At 67.9% G+C, this 20,208-nt stretch carries 17 protein-coding genes and 1 tRNA gene; 12 read left to right on the top strand and 6 right to left on the bottom strand.

What is annotated here, in order from left to right:
• Positions 1-9: 9 nt before the first annotated feature.
• From QLH51_RS03390 to trxB, 8 genes are all read left to right on the top strand, one after another.
• Positions 10-2,712 (top strand): exo-rhamnogalacturonan lyase family protein, encoded by a 2,703-nt coding sequence (locus QLH51_RS03390; protein ID WP_125655609.1) that lies wholly within the window; start codon positions 10-12, stop codon positions 2,710-2,712.
• Positions 2,713-3,235: 523 nt separating this feature from the next.
• A complete protein-coding gene (locus tag QLH51_RS03385) occupies positions 3,236-5,161 on the top strand; it encodes a potassium transporter Kup (protein WP_206428882.1) in 1,926 nt (641 codons plus the stop codon).
• Positions 5,158-5,670: a 2'-5' RNA ligase family protein gene (locus tag QLH51_RS03380; protein ID WP_125655611.1), complete on the top strand. Its 513-nt coding sequence runs from the start codon at positions 5,158-5,160 to the stop codon at positions 5,668-5,670. Before QLH51_RS03385 ends, QLH51_RS03380 begins: the two co-directional genes overlap by 4 nt.
• Positions 5,671-5,723: 53 nt before the next feature.
• Positions 5,724-5,800: transfer RNA gene (locus tag QLH51_RS03375), tRNA-Met, on the top strand.
• Between the two features lie 268 nt (positions 5,801-6,068).
• The gene (locus QLH51_RS03370) at positions 6,069-9,029 is read left to right on the top strand and encodes a YadA family autotransporter adhesin (protein WP_125655614.1); all 2,961 of its coding nucleotides are present in this window, start codon (positions 6,069-6,071) and stop codon (positions 9,027-9,029) included.
• 104 nt (positions 9,030-9,133) lie between these two features.
• Entirely contained in the window at positions 9,134-9,304 is a 171-nt protein-coding gene (locus QLH51_RS03365; protein WP_164516086.1) for a hypothetical protein, read from the top strand.
• An 85-nt stretch (positions 9,305-9,389) separates the two neighbouring features.
• Positions 9,390-9,524, top strand: coding sequence for a hypothetical protein (locus QLH51_RS03360; protein WP_283514227.1), 135 nt, complete (start codon positions 9,390-9,392; stop codon positions 9,522-9,524).
• 131 nt (positions 9,525-9,655) lie between these two features.
• On the top strand, positions 9,656-10,603 hold the full coding sequence (gene trxB, locus QLH51_RS03355) for a thioredoxin-disulfide reductase (RefSeq protein WP_125655658.1): 948 nt from the start codon (positions 9,656-9,658) through the stop codon (positions 10,601-10,603).
• 36 nt (positions 10,604-10,639) lie between these two features.
• On the opposite strand, the gene QLH51_RS03350 is transcribed toward trxB, so the two are convergent.
• The 3 genes from QLH51_RS03350 to QLH51_RS03340 form a co-directional block, all read right to left on the bottom strand.
• Positions 10,640-11,596, bottom strand: coding sequence for an aldo/keto reductase (locus tag QLH51_RS03350; protein WP_125655616.1), 957 nt, complete (start codon positions 11,594-11,596; stop codon positions 10,640-10,642).
• Positions 11,593-11,775 carry a hypothetical protein gene (locus QLH51_RS03345; protein ID WP_125655618.1) on the bottom strand — a complete coding sequence of 61 codons (183 nt, stop codon included), beginning with the start codon at positions 11,773-11,775 and terminating at the stop codon, positions 11,593-11,595. Before QLH51_RS03345 ends, QLH51_RS03350 begins: the two co-directional genes overlap by 4 nt.
• 74 nt (positions 11,776-11,849) lie before the next feature.
• Positions 11,850-12,473: a hypothetical protein gene (locus tag QLH51_RS03340; RefSeq protein WP_241217888.1), complete on the bottom strand. Its 624-nt coding sequence runs from the start codon at positions 12,471-12,473 to the stop codon at positions 11,850-11,852.
• On the opposite strand from QLH51_RS03340, the gene QLH51_RS03335 reads away from it, so the two are divergent.
• The 4 genes from QLH51_RS03335 to metH all read left to right on the top strand — a co-directional run bounded on the left by QLH51_RS03335 (position 12,387) and on the right by metH (position 18,154).
• Entirely contained in the window at positions 12,387-13,286 is a 900-nt protein-coding gene (locus QLH51_RS03335; protein WP_241217887.1) for an ArsR/SmtB family transcription factor, read from the top strand. The two genes, QLH51_RS03340 and QLH51_RS03335, sit on opposite strands and share 87 nt — an antisense overlap.
• On the top strand, positions 13,283-14,224 hold the full coding sequence (metF, locus tag QLH51_RS03330) for a methylenetetrahydrofolate reductase [NAD(P)H] (protein ID WP_125655624.1): 942 nt from the start codon (positions 13,283-13,285) through the stop codon (positions 14,222-14,224). The genes QLH51_RS03335 and metF overlap by 4 nt, the downstream gene beginning before the upstream one ends.
• A 26-nt stretch (positions 14,225-14,250) precedes the next feature.
• Positions 14,251-15,300, top strand: coding sequence for a homocysteine S-methyltransferase family protein (locus tag QLH51_RS03325; protein ID WP_125655626.1), 1,050 nt, complete (start codon positions 14,251-14,253; stop codon positions 15,298-15,300).
• Positions 15,301-15,463: 163 nt separating this feature from the next.
• Complete coding sequence (gene metH, locus QLH51_RS03320; protein ID WP_125655628.1) at positions 15,464-18,154, top strand: methionine synthase; 2,691 nt, start codon at positions 15,464-15,466, stop codon at positions 18,152-18,154.
• Here metH and QLH51_RS03315 read toward each other — a convergent pair.
• Genes QLH51_RS03315 through QLH51_RS03305 form a run of 3 tightly spaced genes read right to left on the bottom strand, consistent with a single transcriptional unit; the run spans position 18,108 to position 19,848 of the window.
• On the bottom strand, positions 18,108-18,932 hold the full coding sequence (locus tag QLH51_RS03315) for a hydrolase 1, exosortase A system-associated (RefSeq protein ID WP_125655630.1): 825 nt from the start codon (positions 18,930-18,932) through the stop codon (positions 18,108-18,110). The two genes, metH and QLH51_RS03315, sit on opposite strands and share 47 nt — an antisense overlap.
• On the bottom strand, positions 18,917-19,579 hold the full coding sequence (locus QLH51_RS03310) for a hypothetical protein (protein WP_125655632.1): 663 nt from the start codon (positions 19,577-19,579) through the stop codon (positions 18,917-18,919). Before QLH51_RS03310 ends, QLH51_RS03315 begins: the two co-directional genes overlap by 16 nt.
• Positions 19,576-19,848, bottom strand: coding sequence for an acyl carrier protein (locus tag QLH51_RS03305; RefSeq protein WP_125655634.1), 273 nt, complete (start codon positions 19,846-19,848; stop codon positions 19,576-19,578). The genes QLH51_RS03310 and QLH51_RS03305 overlap by 4 nt, the downstream gene beginning before the upstream one ends.
• Positions 19,849-20,208: the final 360 nt, after the last annotated feature.

The raw sequence follows: 20,208 nt of genomic DNA, 5'->3' as shown, positions 1-20,208 counted from the left end.
GACTGCACGATGCGGATAAGCCGCCGGACCCTGATGGGCGCGACGATGCTGGCGGCGGGTGCCGCCCGACTGCCCGATGCGCTCGCCGCGCCCGCCCAGCCCGACAGCCGCCCCGGCGCCAGATGGGTCGAGGGGACGATGCCCGCGCTGCATCACGGCCAGACCTTCGGCATCGCGTGGCCGCGCGGGCAGGTGTCGCCGCGCCGGTCGCTGGCGGTACGGGATGCGGCCGGCAGGGCGATCGCGGCGCAGAGCTGGACCACCGCGACCTGGCCCGACGGCAGCGTCAAATGGAGCGCCCACGCGCTCCCCGCCGATGCGCAGCCCGGCTCCGGGGTAACGGTCGTGCCCGGCCGTCCGTCCGCACCCGATCGTCCGGTTGCGATCGAGGATAGTGACGACGCGATCCTCGTCACGATCGGCGAGCGTCGATGGGAGATCGCCCGCAGCGGCGATGCGCTGGTCCGCCTTGCCTGGCATCGCGACCGGATCGTGTTGCGGGACGCCGCGCTGGTCGCAGAGGTCCGCCGCGGCGATCCCGAAGGCCCGCGCACGCCGCTGACCGGCCGGATCGTGCGCGCGGTCGTCGAACAGCGCGGACCGGTCCGCGCCGTCATCCGGCTGGAAGGGCATCATGTCGCGCCCGGCCTGTCGATCCTGCCGTTCGTCGTGCGGCTCTATGCCTATGCCGGGGCGGAGGGGCTGCGGATCGTCCACAGCTTCGTCCACGACGTCGATCCCGCTGCGCTGTTCGTGTCCGGCGTCGGGCTGACCACCGCCGTTCCGATGGCGGCGGCGTTGCACGACCGCCATGTCCGCATCGCGCTGGACGACGATGCGATGTTCGTCGAGGCGGTACGCCCGCTGACCGGCCTGCGCCGCGATCCGGGCGAGGCGACCCGCCGCGCGCAGATCGCCGGACAGGCCACGCCGCCGCCCGCCGCCATGGCGCGTCCGGTCGGCGACCTGCTCGAACGCATCCCGGCATGGGGCGAGATGTCGCTGGCGCAATTCTCGGCACAGGGCTTCACGCTGCGCAAGCGCACCGGGCCCGGCCATGGCTGGATCGACGCGGCGGAGGGACGGCGGGCGCCCGGGTTTGCCTATGTCGGATCGCCGATGGGCGGTGCGGCGATCGGCGCGCGCTGGTTCTGGCAGCGGCATCCGGGCGAGATTGCGATCGCCGACGCCGCCGGCGACGCGGCGAAGCTAACCCTTTGGCTATGGTCGCCGCGCGCGGCGGCGATGGACCTGCGCCCCTATCGCGCGACGATGGGGATGGAGGGGTACGACGCGCAGAACGAAGGACTGGCCGTCACCTACGAGGATTACGAGCCCGGCTGGGACAGCGCGAGCGGAATCGCGCGCTCCAGCGAACTGATGCTGTGGTCGTTCCCCGCGACGCCCGACACCGCGCGGTTGCAGGCGCTGGCGAGGGCGGTGGTCGATGCGCCGCAACTGGTCGCCGATCCGGCGGGATTGCACGCGGCGGGCGTGTTCGGCCACTGGTCGCTGCCCGACCGCTCGACCCCCAACCGCGCCGCGATCGAGGATCAGCTGACCCGGCTGGTCGACTTCTATTCCGGGGAGGTCGAACGGCGCCATTGGTACGGATTCTGGAACCATGGCGACGTCATGCACAGCTATGACGCCGATCGGCACCAGTGGCGCTACGACATCGGCGGCTATGCGTGGGCGAACAGTGAATTGTCGCCCGACCTGTGGCTGTGGATGCAGGCGCTGCGCACCGGCGGTGGACAGGCTTATCGCCTTGCCGAGGCGATGACCCGGCATACCGGCGAGGTCGATGTCTATCATCTCGGCCGGTTCCGTGGGCTGGGCACCCGCCACGGTGTCCAGCACTGGAGCGACAGTTCGAAGCAGCCGCGCGTCAGCAACGCCGCCTATCGTCGCATCTTCTACTATCTCACCGCCGACGAACGCGTCGGCGACCTGATGCGCGATCTGCTTGCCTCCGAACGGACGTTGCAGGACGTGGAGATCGGACGGAAGGTGCCCGGCGCGAAGCGGCCGGTCCTGCCCGCCGGGACGATCGAGATGTCGTTCGGGACGGTCTGGGCGTCGCTGGCGGCGGCATGGCTGACCGAGTGGGAACGGACCGGCGACCGGCGCTGGCGCGACCGGCTGACCGCGGGCATGGACAGCATCGGCCGATTGCAGCACGGCTGGATGGCAGGCAGCGCGCCCTACGACCTCGCCAGCGGGCGGTTCGTCGGGCCGGGCGGCGGCGTATCGATCTCGCACCTGAACGCGGTGTTCGGCGCGGCCGAGATCAATGCCGAGCTGCTGCAACTGCTCGACGTTCCGCGCTACCGTGCGGCGTGGCTCGACTATTGCCGCTATTACAACGCCCCGCGCGACGTGTTCGCCGCGCGGTTCGGGCCGCGCAAGGGATCGGAAAATCTGGGCGAGGCGCATTCGCGCCTGACTGCCTTCGCCGCCTGGGCAGACAAGGACACCGCGCTTGCGACGCGCGGGGCAAGCGAGTTCTTCGCCGGTCGCGCCGGGCTCGGCACCGCCACCGCAGACCCGCGCCGGTCGTTGCCCGGTGGCGTGGTGGAGTGGCCGGGCGTCAGCACCAACGCCGCGTCGCAATGGGGATTGGCTGCGATCGAAAACCTCGCGCTCATTCCGGCACAGATCGACGCCGGGACCATCCGGCACCGGCGGGGCGACGCGGCATCGGAATAGGGCGGACGAACGTCGCGTCGAGGAAGTAGCTGGGACCGTCCATCCTTGCTCCGTCACCCCGAAACAGGTCGAGACCTCTGCGAAAGCGCTCAACCCGTACCCCGGCGAAGGCCGGGGCCCAGTTGGGAGGCATTGGTAGGATACGGAAAAGCCTTTCCAACTGGATCCCGGCCTTCGCCGGGGTACGGCGAGGAGTTGGCTCTTTTCGAGACGTTCACAAAGGTCTCGAACAGGTCCGGGATGACCAGAACAATGGCGCCGTAGACCCGGAACGACACTGGATAGCTGAATGTCGACCGGTCCTGACGGAACCCCGTATCAAGTCCGCAGTGACGACGGCAGGGACGGTCCTGTTTCCCGTGCGTCTCACGACCCCCGAACCATTCATCCCCCGTCCACCTCGCCCGTTGCAGGGTGAACGATTGCGCGGCCATAATGCGCGTGCTAACGGCGCGCCCTTGAACCACAGGGACGCGGTCGACATGACCAAGCTCGTAGCCTCTTCGGCGCGGTTCCCGCGCCTGTGATATTTTCCCGAGAGGCTTCGTCCGAAGCCGCCGATCTTCCCGCCGAGGGATCGGGCCATCACGGCCCGCGCCAGTCGCTCGCCAAGCTGTCGCTGGGCGCGCTGGGCATCGTCTATGGCGATATCGGCACGTCGCCGCTGTACGCGATGAAGGAGACGTTCGTCGGCCATCACCGGCTGCCGGTCGACCAGCTGAACATCTTCGGCGTCGTCAGCCTCGTCTTCTGGTCGCTGATGCTGATCGTGACGCTTAAATACGTCTTCATCATCATGCGCGCCGACAATAACGGCGAGGGCGGCAGCCTTGCGCTGCTCGCGCTGATCCAGCGCAAGAGCGGCGGCGGGCGCTGGACCGCCAGCCTCGTCATCCTCGGCGTACTGGCGACCGCGCTGTTCTTCGGCGACTGCATGATTACGCCCGCGGTGTCGGTGCTGTCGGCGGTCGAGGGGCTGGCGACGGTCAATCCCGGCTTCGACCCGTTCGTCATCCCGATCGCGGTGGTCATCATGATCGGGCTGTTCTGGTTGCAGGCAGTCGGCACCGCCAGCGTCGGGCGGCTGTTCGGGCCGATCATGATCGCCTATTTCGCCACGCTGATCGCGCTGGGCGTCATCAACATCCTCGAACGCCCGGATATTTTCCAGGCGCTCAACCCGATCTGGGCGGTTCGCTTCTTCGCGCAGGACGGGATGATGGCGTTCCTCGCGCTCGGATCGGTCGTGTTGGCGGTGACCGGCGCGGAGGCGCTGTACGCCGACATGGGCCATTTCGGCCGCCGCCCGATCTCGGTCGCGTGGCTGTATGTCGTGTTTCCGGCGTTGATGCTGAACTATCTGGGGCAGGGGGCGCTACTGCTCCAGAACCCCGATGCCGCGTCGAACCCGTTCTTCTTCATGGCGTCGGAGGATTTCCGCCTGCCGCTGGTCATCCTCGCCACGCTGGCGACGGTCATCGCCAGCCAGGCGGTCATCACCGGCGCGTTCTCGGTGGTGCAGCAGGCGGTGCAGCTGGGCCTGATGCCGCGGCTGCGCATCGAGCATACCAGTGCCGATGCCGCGGGGCAGATCTATATCCCGGCGGTCAACTGGGCGCTGCTGGTCATGGTCCTGCTGCTGATCTTCGGCTTTCAGGAATCGTCGAACCTCGCCGCCGCCTACGGCATCGCGGTGACCGGCACGATGTTCATTAGCACCTGCATGATCGCGGTGCTGGTCAAGCGCGTGTGGAACTGGCCGGTGGCGGCGGTCGCCGGCTTCATGGCGATCTTCCTGTGCATCGACGGCGCCTATTTCGCATCGAACCTGACCAAGGTGCCCGATGGCGGCTGGTTCCCGCTGCTCGTCGGGATCGTCGTCTTCGTCCTGCTCACGACCTGGGCCAAGGGGCGCAAGCTGATGATCGAGCGGATGCGCGAGGCGGCGATGCCGATCAAGGTGTTCATCCAGTCGGCCGCCAGCAGCGCGACCCGCGTGCCGGGCACCGCGGTCTTCATGACCTCGACGCCCGAAGGCGTTCCGCACGCGCTGCTCCACAACCTGAAACACAACAAGGTGCTGCACGAACGCGTCATCCTGTTGACGGTCAAGATCGCCGACACCCCCTATGTCGATCCCGAAGTCCGCGCAAATAACGAGGATCTGGGGCAGGGCTTTCACCGCATGATCCTGAAGTTCGGCTTCATGCAGGATCCCGACGTGCCCGGCGCGCTGAAGGCGGTCGGGTGCTGCGGCGGCGATTTCCGGATGATGGACACCAGCTTCTTCCTCGCCCGGCAGACGCTGCTGGCATCGTCGCGGCCGGGGATGATGATCTGGCGCGAAAAGGTCTTCGCGTGGATGTTGCAGAACTCGGAAAGCGCTATGGAGTTCTTCCGCCTGCCGACCAACCGGGTGGTCGAACTGGGAAGTCAGGTAGAGATTTGAACGACCTGCACGCCCCGATCATCGTGACCGCGCTGTTCGGGCGCGAGGATCAGGCGTGGTTCGATGCGCAGCGTCGCGCGCACTTCCCGCCGGAACGCAACGTTCTGGACGCTCATTGCACCATGTTCCACCACCTCGCCCCCGAACTGGCGGCGGAACTCAGGCAGCGCCTGTCGGCCCTGACGCGCGGGCAGTCAGCGCCGCAGGCGCGGATCGGCGGGTTGATGAACCTTGGCAAGGGCGTCGCCTATCGCATTGAATCGCCTGAGCTGGAGTCGATCCGCGCCGAACTGGCCGACGCCTTCGCGACGATGCTGATCCCGCAGGACCGCGCCGGCTGGCGCCCGCATGTCACGATCCAGAACAAGGTCGAACCCGCGGTCGCCAAAACCCTTCATGCGACACTTTCGTCAACTTTCACCCCCCGCGCCGTAAAAGTCGCCGGTCTGGCGAGCTGGTGGTATCGCGGCGGCCCGTGGGAAGCGCTTTCCCGCCACATGTTCGCTTGACCGCAACGATTCGCGTTCGTATAGGGCCGCCCTCCCCGATGGGGATGCGGCGGGGCGAAGTAGCTCAGTTGGTTAGAGCACGGGAATCATAATCCTGGGGTCGGGGGTTCAAATCCCTCCTTCGCTACCACCCGCCATGGACCCGAGCCGGTACGTTCCGGCGATCTCCAAACCCTGAAAAATCCGTACATTGGCAAGCTCGCCGGCATGCCCACGCCGTATCCGGCGTCCGCATGGCGGTCCGCGATGGTCGGCGAGCACCGGGAAACGGATATCTTCTCCTGTCAAGCGCCTGTAAAATACAGATTTTGCTTAAGATTTGCCGTCAAGCAGATCGTCGCGACGCCGCGTCATCCTGATGCGAACCCGGGCCAGCGCTCCGGGACACAGGAGGATGTATGCGAGTACCCCAGACCAACGTGCGTTCCGGCAAGGCCCGCCCGATCCTGCCGATCCTGCTCGGCTCCACCATGTTGCTCGGTACCGCCGTCTCGCAGCAGGCGGCTGCGCAGACGCGGGTCGTCAGTGCGTGCAGCGGCGTGCAATTGCCGCGTTCGGTGGTCACCGACATCGTGACGCCCGTCGTGACCGGCATCACCGGCCCGATCGAGAACACGGTGAACGGCATTCTGGGGTTGCCCCTGCTCGGGGCGCTGCTGCCGCCGCTCAATACCAATGTGACCGGCCTGCTGAACCAGGCGGCGTCCGGGGCGCCGATCACGCTGCAGGTGCTGGACACGAGCGGCAACATCGTCGGGCCGAACGACCAGTGCCAGATGACGGCCGACGCGATCAGCCTCGACAATCCCGCCGGCATTTCGATCGGCGGCAATCGCATCGCCGGGCTGGGGGCGAACGGAACGCCGTCCTTCGCGGCCGACGTCAACGCGATCGCGTTCGGCAACAACGCGCGCGCCGAGGCGGGTGCGGTGGGCAGCATCGCGCTCGGCACCAATGCGCAGGTGACCGCCGCCAACAGCGTCGCACTGGGCGCCGGTTCGGTCGCGACGCGTGGTGCGCAGACGGGCTATGCCGCCATCGGACTGTCCGCTGCCCAGAACTCCGCCGGCGAGGTGTCGGTCGGCACGGCCGGCGGCCTGCGACAGATCACCAATGTCGCCGCCGGATCGGCACCGAGCGACGCCGCGACCGTCGGGCAGGTCACCGGCGTCGCCGATCAGGTCGCCGCGCTGGCCGGCAGTACGATCGCCTATGACGATGCCACCCGGACGCGCGCGACGCTGGGCGGGGCAGGCGGCACGATCCTCGGCAACGTCGGCGCGGGCGCGCTGGCATCGACCTCGACCGAGGCGGTCAACGGGTCGCAGCTGTTCGCCACGAACGCGCGCGTCGATGCCAACACCGCCGCGATCGGCGGGCTCGATACGCGGGTGACCGGCAACAGTCAGGATATCGCGACGCTGCAAGGCGCCAGCGCGAATGCAGTCCGCTACGACGTCGACGCAGGCGGCGTGCGCACCGGCGGCGTCACGCTGGTCGGCACGGTGCCGGGCACGGCGGTGACGCTGGGCAACGTCGCCGCGGGTGCGGTTACCGCGACGTCGACCGACGCCGTCAACGGATCGCAACTGTTCGCGACCGACCAGCGGCTCGATGCCACGGTGACGGCCCTTGCTGCGCTCGATACGCAGGTGACCGCCAACAGTGCCGGGCTGACGGCGCTGGCCGCCAGCGCGGTGCAGTATGACAACGTCGCGCGCGATCGGCTGACGCTAAGTGGTGCGGCAGGCACGGTCCTGGCGAACGTGGCCGCAGGCGCGGTGTCCGCCACCTCGACCGAGGCGGTGAACGGCGCGCAACTGTTCGCGGTGAACGCGCAGGTCGTGGCGAACAGCAACGCCATCACGCAGATCGGCAACGGGTCGGCGGGGCCGGTGCGGTATTCGAGCACGGCGGCACCGACCACCCCGAACGGTGGTACCGTGTCCGACGATCTGACGCTCGTCGGTGCCAGCGGCGGAGCGGTGGCGTTGCACAATGTCGCCGGCGGCGCCGTGGGGGCAGGGTCGACCGATGCGGTGAACGGCGATCAGCTGAACACTACCAACCAGGCGGTGACCGCGCTGGCCGGGCGCACGACGACGCTGGAGGGGACGGTCGGCACCCACACGACACAGATCGCGAACAACACCAGCGCGATCGCCGACCTTCAGGCGAATTTGAGCGGCAACGGGACGGCCGTCACCAACCTCACGACCCGGGTCGATGCCAATTCGACCGCGATCACCAATCTGCAGACGCAGGTCGGCAACCAGCCGCTCAAATATGCCGACGCGGCGACCCCGACGACGCCCAATGGCGGCACGCTGACCGACGACGCGACGCTCGTGGGGGCGAGCGGCGGTGCGGTCGGGTTGCGCAACGTCCGGGCGGGCAATGTCGCGATCGGATCGACCGATGCGGTCAATGGCGGGCAGCTGGCGGAAACCAATGTGCAGGTCGCGGCCAACAGCGCGGCGATCACTACGCTCAGCAACACCCTGACCGGCAGCACGGTCACGCCGATCCAGTACAGCAATCCGGGGTCACCGACCGTGTCCAACGGAGGAACGCTGACCAACGACGTCACGCTGGTCGGTGCGAATCCGAACGCAGCGGTTGCGCTCCACAATGTCGCAGCCGGCACCGTCGCGGCAGGATCGACCGACGCGGTCAACGGCGGCCAGTTGTTCGCGGTCGCCAGCCAGTCGTCGAACAGCCTGCAATATGATCGCGACGCGGCCGGCGCACGCACGAACCAGGTGACGCTGGCGGGGGGCAACGCCGCGGCGCCCGTCACGCTCGCCAACGTCGCGGCGGGTACGGTCGCCAGCGGATCGACGCAGGCGGTGAACGGCGGACAGCTCCATGCCGTGAACCAGACGGCGCAGGCGGCGCTGACGTTGGGGGGGAATTCGGTCCAGTATGACGGGTCGGGTAACGTAACGCTGGGCAATGGCGGCGCTACGCCGGTCGCGCTGCGCAACGTCGCGAACGGAACCGCGGTGACCGACGCGGTCAATCTCGGCCAGTTGCAGGCCGGGTTGCAGGGCGTCGCCAACCAGACGACCAACTATATCGACAGCCGCATGGCGGAGGTCGGGTTCGATCTGGGCGTGCTGCGCCGCGACCTGAGCGCCGGTTCGTCCGCGGCGATGGCGATTGCCGCCCTGCCGCAGGCGATGGAGCCCGGTGCGACGATGGTCGCGATCGGCGGGGGCACCTATCGTGGCCAGTCGGCCATCGCCTTCGGTGCATCGCGTGCGTTCAACGACGGCCGCGCGGTGGTGAAGGTCGGCGGAACCTATGACAGCCAGGGCTATGGCGGCGCCAATGCCGGTGTCGGGTTCCAGTTCTGAACGAAGCGCCGGGGCGTCGCCGCCCCGGCGTACCCCTTGGGAAAGCGATGCCGATGTATTTCTGGTTCGGTCGCTTCCGCGCTTCGATCGCGAGGAAGCAGGATATGCCGGCGACGCCACGCGACTATCACGCGGTGCGGCACGCGCAGGAAATGGCGATGGCACGTGCCGCCCGATCGCCGGCGGCAGCGCACGCCCATGCGGCGTTGGCCGAAGCGCATCGGCAGGCGATGGACGATCCGGTTCTGTCCGGCGATCGGGCGGTACGACGGTAATCTTCATCCAGCATTCAGATTCTTTCGAACCTCGGGCGGCCTCGTACGTTAATGGTTAACAAGCCAGCATGAGAGGATCGCCGCCATGTCGCCCGTCAATCCCGTCCGCCCGATACCATCCGGCATCGACGCCGATCGTCCGACCACGATGTCGGGACTGCTGTTCGGCCTGCTCCTTGCTGTGCCGCTCTGGGCCGCGATCCTCGCCTTCATCCTGTAATCGCGTGTCGGGCGGTGTGGCTTGCGCCGCGCCGCCCGTTCCCCATGTTGCGTTCGACCCAGCGACCGGCATAGACGGACCGATCGCATCGAACGGAATATCTAGTCATGTCTGTAACCCATCATACCCGCATGCTCGTCCTTGGCTCTGGCCCGGCGGGCCTTTCCGCTGCCATCTACGGCGCGCGCGCCGGGATGGAGCCGATCGTCGTGCAGGGCATCCAGCCCGGCGGCCAGTTGATGACCACCACCGATGTCGAGAATTATCCCGGCTTCCGCGATGTCGTGCAGGGCCCGTGGCTGATGGGCGAGATGCAGGCGCAGGCCGAGCATGTCGGCACGCGGATGATGTGGGACACGATCGTCGATGTCGACGTGACCCGCCGTCCGTTCCGGCTGACCGGGGACAGCGGCGACGTGTATGAAGGGGAGGTCCTCGTCATCGCCACCGGCGCACAGGCGCGCTGGCTGGGCCTAGACAGCGAGGAATTGCTGAAGGGCAAGGGCGTGTCGGCCTGCGCGACCTGCGACGGGTTCTTTTATCGCGGCAAGAAGGTCGCGGTGATCGGCGGCGGCAACACCGCCGTCGAGGAAGCACTGTACCTGACCAACCATAGCGACGACGTGACGATCATCCATCGCCGCGACAGCTTCCGCGCCGAACGCATCCTGCAACAGCGGTTGTTCGCCAGCGATAAGATCGGCGTGCTGTGGAACAAGCAGGTCGAGCGCTTCGTCGGGGGTGGCGATCCGCACGGGCTGGTCGGCATCGAACTGAAGGATACGGTTACCGGCGAGCTGTCGATGCTAGATGTCGATGGCGGGTTCGTGGCGATCGGCCACCATCCGGCGACCGAGCTGTTCCGTGGGCACATCGCGCTCGACGACGACGGCTATATCGCGGTGGAGACCGGATCGACCCGCACCAGCGTCCCCGGCGTGTTCGCGTGCGGCGACGTGATGGACAAGGTTTATCGCCAGGCGGTCACCGCCGCCGGTACGGGCTGCATGGCGGCACTCGACGCCGAACGCTTCCTGCAAGCGGTCGAGTTCGACGATATCGCCCAGGCCGCGGAGTAAGGACCGTCCGGGCGCCACCGCGCCCGGCGGCCGGGATCATACGCCCGCATCGGTCAGCCGGGCGAGCTGGTCGCCGCTCAGTCGCAATTGCCACGACCCGACCAGTTCCTCCAGCTGCGCGACGCTGGTAGCGCTGGCGATCGGCGCGACCACGCCCTCCTGCGCCGCGAGCCATGCCAGCGCGATCTGGGGCAGGGTCGCGCCCGTCTCCGCCGCGACCGAATCCATCGCCGCCAGCATCGACTTGCCCTTGCCCGCCAGCAGGTCCGCCATGCCACTGCCGCGGACGCTCTTGCCGAGATCCTCGGTCGAGCGATACTTGCCGGTCAGGAACCCGGCCGCCAGCCCGAAATAGGGCGCGACGCCGATATTATGCTCGACGCACAGATTCTGCAGCTCGCCTTCATACTTGCGACGGCTGACGAGGTTGTATTCGGGCTGGAGCGCGTGGAAACGCGGCAGTCCCTCGGCCGTCGCCACGTCGAGCGCCGATTTCAGCCGCATCGCGCGGAAGTTCGATGCGCCCAGCACGCGCACCTTGCCGGCATCGATCAGCTGCCCGAACGCCGCCAGATAGTCGGCCTGCGGCGTGTCGTCATCGTCCTGATGGGCGTAATATAGGTCGATATGGTCGGTGCCGAGCCGGTCGAGCGACGCTTCCGCCGCCGCGGCGATACGCGCGGGCGCCAGCTTCTCGCCACCATCGCCCGGCAGCATGCCGACCTTGGTCGCGATCAGGACGCGGTCGCGCTTGCCCGACTGGCGCAGCCATTCGCCGAGGATGGTTTCCGATTCGCCGCCGCGATGGCCATCGACCCATGCCGAGTAGACGTCGGCGGTGTCGATCATGGTCCCGCCCAGGTCGACGAACGCGTCGAGGATGCGGAAGCTCTCGGCACGGTCGATCGTCCAGCCGAAGACGTTGCCGCCGAGGATCAGCGGCGGCGTTTCGAGATCGGTGGCACCGATGCGGCGGCGGACGGGGTCGGTCATGGACGTTCCTTCGGGTCAGGTGCGATGGCGTTGGCGTCGAGCGCGTTGTCGTCGAGCATCGCTGCGGCATCGTTCAGCGCGGCAGCCTCGTCCTGGGTCACGCCGCCGGGAGCCGAGCGCTGGTCGGCCCCGTTGCAGGCGGCGAGGAACAGGACGGCAAGGGTGGCAAGATGGCGCATCGATCGTCTCCCAACGAAAAAGGCCGCGTCCCGTTGCGTCGGGACGCGGCCTTCCGATCCTTACGCCAACGCGATCAGCGCTGCATATCGCGACCGGCCTTTTCCAGTTCCTCGCCGGCTTCGCGCTGCGCATTGTCGGCGGCGGCGTCGGCCTTGGCAGCGCCGCGATCGATCGCGGCACCGGCGCGGTCGGTAGCGTTCTCGATCTTTTCGCCGGCGCGGTCGGTGGCGTTCTCGGCGGCGCCGATGGCGCGTTCGCCGGCGGTCTGTACGTCGTCGACCGCTTCGCCCATCGTTGCATTCACATCGGCGGCGACGGCGTCGGCGGCTTCGCCCGTTTCGTTCTGCGCCTTCTGGCTGCAAGCCCCGATCGAGAATGCGACAGCGGCGAGCGGCAGCAGGATGAGCTTCTTCATGGTGGTTTCCCTTCCGTTACGATCCGCCGCCCAACGCACGAGCGTGGCCCCGGTTGCACGGTCCGCCGCATGGCACATCGACTGCCGCAGCTGCGAGATGATCGATTGACGCCATATAAAGATTTCTTTATATCCCGGTTCATGGTCCCGGCTCTCGATATATTGCGCGCTGCAAGCGACGCCACCCGGTTGCGGGTGCTGTGTCTGCTCCGCTCGATGGAGCTGTCGGTCGGCGAACTCGCGCAGGTGCTGGAACAGAGCCAACCCCGCGTCAGTCGCCATATCAAGATCCTGTGCGACGCCGGACTAGCGGTACGGCGCAAGGAAGGTAGCTGGGTCTTCGTCGCGCTGGGGCATCCCGCAGTCGTCCGGCCATTGCTCGATGCGCTCGACGCATGGACCGTGCCCGACGATGCGCTGCTGCGTGCCGACGGGGTGCGGCTGTCGGAGGTCCGTGCCGACCGGGCAACGGCGGCGGCGGCGTGGTTCGAGGCGCATGCCGGCGACTGGGATGCGATCCGGTCGTTGCACGTCGCCGAGGAACAGGTCGAGGCGGCGATGCTGGCGGCGCTGGGATCGGCGCGGATCGACCTGCTGGTCGATATCGGCACCGGCACCGGGCGGATGCTGGAACTGTTCGCCCCGCTGGCGGCGCAGGCGATCGGGATCGACCGCTCGTCGGAAATGCTGCGGCTGGCGCGCGCGAAGCTGACCGAGCGCGGGCTGGACCATGCCGAGCTGCGCCAGGCCGATATCCTCGCGCTGCCGATTGATAGCGCGGTGGCGGGGGCGGCGGTGCTGCACCATGTGCTGCATTTCGTGCAGCATCCCGGTGCCGCCATTGCCGAGGCGGCACGCGTGCTGCGCCCCGGCGGACGGTTGCTGATCTGCGACTTCGCGCCGCACGAGCGCGAGGAATTACGGGTGCGCGACGCCCATGCGCGACTGGGCTTTTCGGACGAACAGATGCTGGGGTGGTTCGGGGATGCCGGGTTGGCGCCGGTATCGATCGAGACGCTGGGCGGCGGCGAGTTGACCGTGAAGCTGTGGATGGCGCGGCGCGCCTATGACGTACAAGAGGTGAAGGCGGCATGACTCCTACCATTTCTGACCTCGAAGAAGCGCGCCGCGCGCTGGATGCGCCGTTGTTCGCGGATCTTGCCGGCGATTGTGCGGTCAGCTTCGAATTCTTCCCGCCCAAGACCGAGAAGATGGAAGCGGCGCTGTGGGAAACGGTGCGTGCGCTGGAGCCGCTGGCGCCGAAGTTCGTCAGCGTCACCTATGGCGCGGGCGGTTCGACGCGCGAGCGGACCCATGCCACCGTCGCGCGGATCGCGCGCGATACGTCGATGCCGGCGGCGGCGCACCTGACCTGTGTCGAGGCAAGCCGGGCGGAGATCGATCAGGTCGCGCAGGAATATTGGGCAGCGGGCGTGCGGCACATCGTCGCGCTGCGCGGCGACCCGCCGACCATGGGGCAGAAGTTCGTCGCCCATCCCGATGGCTATGAAAATGCCGCCGCGCTGGTCGCGGGATTGCAGAAGCTGCATCCGTTCGAGATTTCGGTCGCGGCCTATCCCGAATGCCATCCGGATTCGGAACACCAGTCGGCCGATCTCGACAATCTTCGCGCCAAGATCGATGCCGGGGCGACCCGCGCGATCACGCAGTTCTTCTTCACGCCCGAAGCATTCTTCCGCTTTCGCGACGCGGCGGCGGCGGCCGGCATCACGGCCGATCTGGTGCCGGGCATCCTGCCGGTGTCGAACGTGGCGCAAGTGCGCAAATTCGCCGGCATGTGCGGGGCGGCGATCCCGGCATGGATGGACCGCCTGTTCGAGGGGCTGGACGACCATCCCGGCGCGCGCGCGCTGGTCGCGGCGACGGTCGCGGCGGAGATGTGCCGCAAGCTCTATGCCGGCGGGGTGCGCGACTTCCATTTCTACACGCTCAACCGCGCCGAGCTGTCCTACGCGATCTGCCATCTGATGGGGCTCCGGCCCAAGGCGAAGCCGGTCGCCGTGGCGGCCTGACACGAACGGTTTTGGGGAAGAACGACATGACCGATGCCCGCGAACGCCTGAACGCCGAAGCCGCCAAGCGCGTGCTCATCACCGATGGCGCCTTCGGTACCGAAATCCAGAACTGGAAGCTGTCCGAGGCCGACTATGCGGGCAGCCTGACGCTGGGCCATGACCAGAAGGGCAATAACGACATCCTCGCGATCACCAGGCCAGAGGTGCCGGAAACGATCACCCGCGCCTATCTCGACGCCGGGTCGGATATCGTGTCGACCAACACGTTCAGCGCCAACCTGATCAGCCAGGCCGATTACGGTGCCGAGGCGCTGGTCGCCGACATCAACATCGAAAGCGCGAAGATCGCTCGCCGCCTTGCCGACGACTATGCCGCGCGCGACGGGCGGCCGCGCTTCGTGGCGGGGGCGATCGGCCCGACCAACAAGACGCTGTCGCTGAGCCCGGACGTCAACGATCCCGGCTATCGCGAGATCGACTTCGATTATCTCAAGGGTGTGTACCGAGAGCAGATTGATGCGCTGGTGAGCGGCGGCATCGACTTCGTGCTGATCGAGACGGTGTTCGACACGTTGAACGCCAAGGCCGGCGTGCTGGCGGCGATCGAGGCGGGGCAGGCGCTGGGCCGCGACCTGCCGATCATGCTGTCGATGACGCTGACCGACTTGTCGGGACGCAACCTGTCAGGGCATACCGTCGAGGCGTTCTGGCACGCGATCCGCCATGCGAAGCCGGTAACGATCGGGCTGAACTGTTCGTTCGGCGCGGAGCAGCTGCGGCCGCACGTCAAGACGCTGAGCGAGATCTGCGATACGCTCATCATGGTCTATCCCAATGCCGGCCTGCCCAACGAGCTGGGCGCCTATGACGAGGCGCCGGCGACGACCGCAGCGCTGGTCGGCGACTGGGCGGATCATGGGCAGGTCAACGTGCTGGGCGGCTGCTGCGGTTCGACACCGGCGCATATCAAGGCGATGGCCGAACGGGTGAAGGGCATTGCGCCGCGCAAGGTGCCGGGCGTGCCGGTGCAGACGCGGCTCGCCGGGCTGGAACCGTTCACGATGGCGGCGTAAGGGCCGCGAAAAGATCCTCCCCGGCACGGGGAGGGGGACCATGCGCAGCATGGTGGAGGGGGGTCTTCACCATCGCCATCGTTTCATTTGTGGAGACCCCCCTCCACCACCGCCTATCGGCGGCGGTCCCCCTCCCCGTGCCGGGGAGGATCGGAAGATATAAATGACCAACGCCTCGACCAGTTTCGTCAACATCGGCGAACGCACCAACGTGACCGGTTCCGCCCGCTTCAAGAAGCTGGTGATGGCCGGCGACTATGCCGCCGCGGTCGAGGTCGCGCTGCAGCAGGTCGAGAGTGGGGCGCAGGTCCTCGACGTCAACATGGACGAGGGGCTGCTCGACGCGCACCACGCGATGACGACCTTCCTGAAACTCATTCAGGCCGAACCGGACATCGCGCGGATTCCGGTGATGGTCGACAGCTCGAAATGGGACGTGATCGAGGCGGGGCTGAAATGCGTTTCCGGCAAGCCGATCGTCAACTCGATCAGCATGAAGGAGGGGGAGGAAGCGTTCCTCCACCACGCCCGCATCTGCATGAACTATGGCGCGGCGGTCGTCGTGATGGCGTTCGACGAGGTCGGGCAGGCCGATACGCAGGCACGCAAGGTCGAGATCTGCGGTCGCGCCTACGACCTGCTGATGACGATCGGCTTTCCGCCCGAGGACATCATCTTCGATCCCAATATCTTCGCGGTCGCGACGGGGATCGAGGAGCACAACAACTACGGCGTCGACTTCATCGAGGCGTGCAAGGAGATCAAGGCGCGCTGCCCGCATTGCCATATCTCGGGCGGGCTATCGAACCTGTCGTTCAGCTTCCGCGGCAACGAACCGGTACGCCGGGCGATGCACTCGATCTTCCTCTATCACGCCATTCCGGCGGGGATGGACATGGGGATCGTCAATGCGGGCCAGCTCGACGTGTACGACACGATCGACGCCGAATTGCGCACCGCCTGCGAGGACGTGATCCTCAACCGCGATCCGGGTGCCACCGACCGGCTGATCGCGCTGGCCGAGAAGTACAAGGGCACCGATGCGGTGGCCGAGAAGGCGGCGGCGGAATGGCGCTCGCTTCCCGTGGTCAAGCGGCTGGAATATGCGCTGGTGAAAGGCATCGACGCGCATGTCGTCGACGATACCGAGGAATGCCGCCAGCAATTCGCGCGGCCGATCGAGGTGATCGAAGGGCCGCTGATGGACGGAATGAACGTCGTGGGCGACCTGTTCGGATCGGGCAAGATGTTCCTGCCGCAGGTGGTGAAATCCGCGCGCGTGATGAAGAAGGCGGTTGCCCACCTGCTGCCCTTCATCGAGGCGGCCAAGGAGCCCGGCGCGAAGGGCAAGGGCAAGATCATCATGGCCACCGTCAAGGGCGACGTGCATGACATCGGCAAGAATATCGTCGGCGTCGTCCTGCAGTGCAACGGGTTCGACGTCGTCGATCTGGGCGTGATGGTGCCGTGGACGAAGATCCTCGAAGCCGCGAACGAGAACGATGCCGACATGATCGGGCTGTCGGGCCTTATCACCCCGTCGCTGGACGAAATGGTGACGGTGGCCGAGGAGATGAAGCGCGCGGGGATGACCATGCCGCTGCTGATCGGCGGGGCGACGACGTCGAAGGTCCACACCGCGCTGCGCATCTCGCCCGCCTATGACGGGCCGATCGTCCATGTGCTCGACGCGAGCCGCGCGGTGGGCGTCGCGACGACCCTGGTCAGCGATACCGGCCGCGACGCCTATGTCGCGCAGGTCGCGGCGGATTACGAAGCGGTCCGCGTGGCGCGGGCGGGCAAGGGGCAGAGCGACCTGTCGCCGATCGCCGATGCGCGGGCCAATGCGTTCGTCGTCGATTTCGTGCAGAAACCGGGGGCTCCGGCAAAGCCCGGGCAGCACGTGTTCGACGACTGGGATCTGGGCGACCTGCGCGATTACATCGACTGGACGCCGTTCTTCCGGGCGTGGGAGCTGGCGGGCAATTTCCCGGCGATCCTGACCGACGCGGTGGTCGGCGAAAGTGCGACGTCGCTGTTCGAGGATGCGCAGGCGATGCTCGACCGCGTCATCGCCGAGAAATGGCTGACGGCGCGCGGGGTCGCGGCGCTGTGGCATTGCCGGCGCGACGGCGACGACGTGATTATCGACGTGCCCGCCGCACAGCTGGAACCGGCGATCGAGGCGGGGCGGGTATCGCCGCTGTCGGGAGTACCGCACGACTTCGCGACGCCGATGCAGACGACCCACGCCACCCATGCGATCCGCATGCCGTTCCTGCGCCAGCAGGTGAAGAAGCGCGAGGGGCGGGCGAACATGTGCCTCGCCGACTTCGTCGATCCGGCGGGTGACTGGATGGGCGGCTTCGCGGTCGGCATCCACGGCATCGACCCGCATATCGCGCGGTTCAAGGCCGAGAACGACGATTATCAGGACATCCTGCTGAAGGCGCTGGCGGATCGGCTGGCCGAGGCGTTCGCGGAGCGGCTGCACCATCATGTCCGCACCGAGCTGTGGGGCTATGCGCCCGACGAGCAACTGACCAACGAGGCGATGATCCGCGAGCAATATCGCGGCATCCGACCGGCCCCGGGCTATCCGGCGTGCCCCGACCATAGCCAGAAGCCCATCCTGTTCGACATGCTGGGTGCCACCGACGCGACGGGGATCACGCTGACCGACAGCTTCGCGATGCTGCCGACGGCGGCGGTTTCGGGCTTCTATTTTGGGCATCCCGACAGCGCGTATTTCGGGGTGGCGCGGATCGGGCGGGACCAGCTGGAGGACTATGCGACGCGGCGCGGCGTCAGCCTCGAGCAGGCGGAGCGGTGGCTGCGGCCCAATCTCGACTGAGGACGTCCAGCAGCCGGTCGCAGAGCCAGTCCGGGTCGCCGGGGCGGGCGAAGCTGTGGCTGGCGGTGTCGCGGTGGTGGAGGGGGATGCGGCGGCGCAGGGCCGATAGTTGGCGAAGGTGCCACGCATCGACGAAGGCGATCGCGGTGTGGTCGCCGGTGGCCAGCAGGATTTCGGTAGGGATTCCAGAAGCCAGGGCCGCGGCGAAGCGGGCGGTCAGATCGCCGGGGCCGGTCGGGGCGCGGGCGATGGTTGCCAATCCTGCCTTCAAGCGGCTGAAGTTGACGCCGCCGGTGAGCAGACGCCGCCATGCCGCAGGCGAAGCCAGCCGAGCGGCATAGGTCGCGCGGATCGCGGCGGGCGGCGGCAGGTCGCCCGCAGGCTCGACGATCCAGGGGTTTGCGAGGACCAGCCGGTCGATTCCGGTGTCGGCGTGAAACAGGGCGAGCGCGGTCGCGGCGTCGCAATTGCCGAATGCCAACATCCGCGTAACCCCGGTCCGGTCGCGCAGCGCGGCGGCGGCGGCGGCGATGTCGGGACCGCTCGACCGGAAGCTGCCATTGGTGCCGGTCGAATCGCCGATGCCGCGGCGGTCGAAGCGCAGCACCGGATAGCCCGCGCCGGCAATGGCGGCGGCCAGCAGCGCCATGCCGCGATGCGCGCCGATGCGCAGTTCGTTGCCGCCCGACACGATCAGCAGGCCGGTGGTGCCCGGCGCATCGTCGAGCGTCGCGGCGAGCGTTTCACCGGCACAGGGGAAGGTCACCAGCCGACGCATGCGCGGCTCCAGGCGGCGAGGTCGTCGGCGAGCAGGGCGACGAGCGCCGGGTCGTCGCCGGGTTCCGACCGGCGCCACAGCGGCGCGGCGTCGAGGCGCAGGTCGGCATGGTCGGGATCGGTGCCGAGCCGGACGATGCGCAGCGGATGGGCGGCGTCGGGGACGGCGGCGGCAAGATCGGAGAGCAGCGGGCCGGCGATCCGGTTGCCGGCGATCTCGACGACCGGCGCGCCGCGGTCGATCCCGCCCGCGACCCGCGCCAGCTCGCGCACCATCCGGTCGCCGGGCTGCGGGGCAAGCTGCCAGCGGCCCGCGACGGCGGCATCGGTGTCGAGCAGGACGGCGGCGCGAATCGCGGCGCTGATGACCGGGCGGTCGGTGGCCTCGACCAGCGCGGTGACCGCCGAACGCCAGTCGCCCAGCGTCACGGCGTCGGTCGCCAGCAGGCTTTCCCCCTGTCCCGGCAGGTCGGGCAGCATCCCGGCGATGCCGCGATCGGCGAGCGCGCGCAACAGCCCGACGGCGAAGGTCCGCAGGCGGTTCGCTTCCTCGAACGGGGGCAGCAGCAGCAGGACGACCGGACCGGTATCGGGGCCGAAGCGCCATAGCGCCTCATGTCCGCCGGGCCAGTCGTAGCGGTCGATCAAGCGCGCGCCTTGGCGTTGGCGAAGGCGACCAGCGAGCCGAAGCTCTCCAGCGTATCGCCGTCGATATCGTCGTCCTCGATCAGGATGCCGAGGCGGTCCTCGATCTCGGTCAGGACGCCGGCCACCGCCATCGAATCGAGTTCGGGAAGCGCGCCGAACAGCGGCGTCGCATCGTCGAACGCCGCCACCCGTGCGTCGGACAGGCCCAGTACGTCACGCAACACCGCGCGCACGGTTTCCTCGATCGACGCCGAACCGGTCTGAACCACTACTCACTCCCCTGCTGGTGGGGGACGTTTAGGGGGTGCGGACGGTGCTGCCAAGCGGGGGGCGCTGGTTCAGATGTGCCCGTTCCGGGGATAGGGGCGAGGGTCGATCCTCGCGCGCTTCCTACCCCGGCGGCAGCCGGGGCCCAGTTGAGGCAGGGCGACGACTGCTCGCTAACAGCGCCCGACTGGGCCCCGGCCTTCGTCGGGGTACGGGGGTGGTGAGGCGGGCTTTCACGGCCACGCAGGTCGTATCCCCGCGGAGGCGGGGATCCAGGGTTATTTCGCGGAGCGGTAGTCTGTCTGGCTCTGGACCCCCGCCTGCGCGGGGGTACGATGCGTTTTGGGGGGTAGGGGTTGGGG

The organism is Sphingomonas sp. 2R-10 (genome assembly GCF_030062225.1).
Classification (GTDB): domain Bacteria; phylum Pseudomonadota; class Alphaproteobacteria; order Sphingomonadales; family Sphingomonadaceae; genus Sphingomonas.
The sequence above is the reverse complement of the archived record's forward strand: the minus strand, read 5'-3'. Positions and strand labels throughout refer to the sequence as shown.

Bases quoted from the DNA above. Each gene is read 5' to 3' on its own strand.
- QLH51_RS03390 (WP_125655609.1), top strand. From the start codon at position 10: ATGCGGATAAGCCGCCGGACCCTGATGGGCGCGACGATGCTGGCGGCG.
- QLH51_RS03370 (WP_125655614.1), top strand. From the start codon at position 6,069: ATGCGAGTACCCCAGACCAACGTGCGTTCCGGCAAGGCCCGCCCGATC.
- QLH51_RS03365 (WP_164516086.1), top strand. From the start codon at position 9,134: ATGCCGGCGACGCCACGCGACTATCACGCGGTGCGGCACGCGCAGGAA.
- QLH51_RS03360 (WP_283514227.1), top strand. From the start codon at position 9,390: ATGTCGCCCGTCAATCCCGTCCGCCCGATACCATCCGGCATCGACGCC.
- trxB (WP_125655658.1), top strand. From the start codon at position 9,656: ATGCTCGTCCTTGGCTCTGGCCCGGCGGGCCTTTCCGCTGCCATCTAC.
- QLH51_RS03350 (WP_125655616.1), bottom strand. From the start codon at position 11,596: ATGACCGACCCCGTCCGCCGCCGCATCGGTGCCACCGATCTCGAAACG.
- QLH51_RS03345 (WP_125655618.1), bottom strand. From the start codon at position 11,775: ATGCGCCATCTTGCCACCCTTGCCGTCCTGTTCCTCGCCGCCTGCAAC.
- QLH51_RS03340 (WP_241217888.1), bottom strand. From the start codon at position 12,473: ATGGCGACTGACGCGGGGTTGGCTCTGTTCCAGCACCTGCGCGAGTTC.
- metF (WP_125655624.1), top strand. From the start codon at position 13,283: ATGACTCCTACCATTTCTGACCTCGAAGAAGCGCGCCGCGCGCTGGAT.
- QLH51_RS03325 (WP_125655626.1), top strand. From the start codon at position 14,251: ATGACCGATGCCCGCGAACGCCTGAACGCCGAAGCCGCCAAGCGCGTG.
- metH (WP_125655628.1), top strand. From the start codon at position 15,464: ATGACCAACGCCTCGACCAGTTTCGTCAACATCGGCGAACGCACCAAC.
- QLH51_RS03315 (WP_125655630.1), bottom strand. From the start codon at position 18,932: ATGCGTCGGCTGGTGACCTTCCCCTGTGCCGGTGAAACGCTCGCCGCG.